Origin of the sequence: Bacillus sanguinis (genome assembly GCF_018332475.1) — a bacterium.
Classification (GTDB): domain Bacteria; phylum Bacillota; class Bacilli; order Bacillales; family Bacillaceae_G; genus Bacillus_A; species Bacillus_A sanguinis.
The window spans coordinates 1-1858 of record NZ_BOQB01000525.1 but is presented as its reverse complement, the minus strand read 5'-3'; the positions used below and the strand labels follow the sequence as shown (position 1 = coordinate 1858).

Genomic DNA, 1858 nt, shown 5'->3' with positions numbered 1-1858 from the left:
ATATTTCATATATCATATTGATTACTTTCGTCACTAGTAAAAATAAGAAGAAAACAATTGCATACTCCATTTTTTTCTTTTTCAAAGAAAATACTTTCACACCAGCTACTGTAAAAAGTAAGACTAACAATACACTTGATAAATTAAATACATATAACACGCTACTAAATAACTGCTTTACCATATCTAGTGTAAGTGTGCTTTCGGTAAATAACAATTCGTGGAGCTCTGTACCTTTTATTACTTTCATCGAAATACTATAGAAAAACATAGCACCTATTAATTCAAAACACATTAAGCTAATTGCTGCATATGACAATATTGCTAAAACAATTTTTTTACCAGATATCGGTGTTAACCGAAATAATTTACTTTCAGTCATTTTCCCAAACGCAGACATCGCCTGCAGAAATACTAATACCGCAAAAATTAAATAAACTAAGAATACTAAAGCAATTGTAATCATTTGCCTTACTTCTCCTGATTCTTGTTTAATATAATTCCCCATACTTACAAAAGCGACAGCTGCAATAAATATGAATGACAATAACGAAATGAAAATTTGTTTTTTATTCGCATTGTACATATATATTAAACTGGCCTTCATCTACTAAACACCTCCTTAAACACATCTGTGACAGCTTTTCCTCGCTGGAAGCGTAACTCTTCTACATTTTCATACAATACAATTTCTCCATCTTTTAAAAAGATTACTTCATCAAAAATATTTTCAACTTCATTTATTAAATGAGTCGCGATTAGTATCGTACAATCTTCGCGATAAAACTGTAAAATAAGTTCTAATACGTGTTCTCTAGAAACAAGATCAATTCCGCCCAGCGGTTCATCTAGTACGTATAACTTCGCTTTCCTCGAAAATGTTAAAATAATTTGTAGCTTTTCAACCATACCTTTTGATAAAGCTGTAATTTTTTCTTCAAACGGTATTTTAAATTCCGCAATCGTATCTATCGCTTTTTGAATATCAAAGTCTTTATAGAAATCTCGATAGAAAAATAAAGAATCTTTTACCGTCATCCAATCATCAAATATTGATTTATCCGACATAAAAGAAACAATTTCCTTCGTTTCCAACCCTACCTTTTTACCAGCGATTGTAATACTCCCTTCAGAAGGATGCTGCAGACCAGCAATCATTTTCAATAACGTCGTTTTCCCGCTCCCGTTATCTCCAACAAGCCCTATAATTTTCCCTTCCGTAATCTCTATGTTTAATTCACGGATCACTGCTTTTAACCCGTATCTCTTCCATAAGTTTTCTATTTTTAATAGCTCTGTCATTCGCTCTCCTCCCTCTTCTCATGTAATGAAGAACGAAGGATTGTAAGAATTTCTTCTTCTGAAAAACCTAAATTGTCCATTCCATCTATAAAAGAGTGAAGTAATTCTTTCGCCATCTCTTTTCGCAGCTCCATAATTTTCTCCCCTTCATTCGTTACATATCGTCCCATTCCTCTACGCGTTACAACAACCCCATCCCGCTCTAACTCTTGAAATGTACGCTGAATCGTATTCGGATTCACTTGTAATTCACTCGCTAATTCACGTACGGAGGGAATTTTATCACCAGGCATTAAATGTCCTGTTACGATTTCTTTTTTTATGTATTCCATTACCTGAATGTAAATTGGTGTATTTGGAGAAAACTCTATTTTCATTTCTTCCCTCCTTATGTATCGGTGTACTAGTTAAATAATACACCGATACATAAGGTTTGTAAATACCCATTTAATTACAAAAAAGTTCTATCCATTAGCTGAATAGAACTTTTTAAACAAAACTCGTTATACGAAAATAATAGTGTTATGTAAACAAACCTATAAAGAAAAGCTGTCTT

Annotated in this window: 3 protein-coding genes; all 3 read right to left on the bottom strand. The window is 32.7% G+C overall.

Going from position 1 to position 1858, the window contains the following annotated elements; all coding sequences use genetic code 11:
• A partial coding sequence (locus tag KI369_RS28210; protein WP_212958954.1) for an ABC transporter permease occupies positions 1–607 on the bottom strand: 607 nt, incomplete at its 3' end.
• The gene (locus KI369_RS28205) at positions 604–1302 is read right to left on the bottom strand and encodes an ABC transporter ATP-binding protein (RefSeq protein ID WP_212958953.1); all 699 of its coding nucleotides are present in this window, start codon (positions 1300–1302) and stop codon (positions 604–606) included. The genes KI369_RS28210 and KI369_RS28205, both read right to left, overlap by 4 nt.
• Positions 1299–1679 carry a GntR family transcriptional regulator gene (locus KI369_RS28200; protein WP_212958952.1) on the bottom strand — a complete coding sequence of 127 codons (381 nt, stop codon included), beginning with the start codon at positions 1677–1679 and terminating at the stop codon, positions 1299–1301. The genes KI369_RS28205 and KI369_RS28200 overlap by 4 nt, the downstream gene beginning before the upstream one ends.
• Positions 1680–1858: the final 179 nt, after the last annotated feature.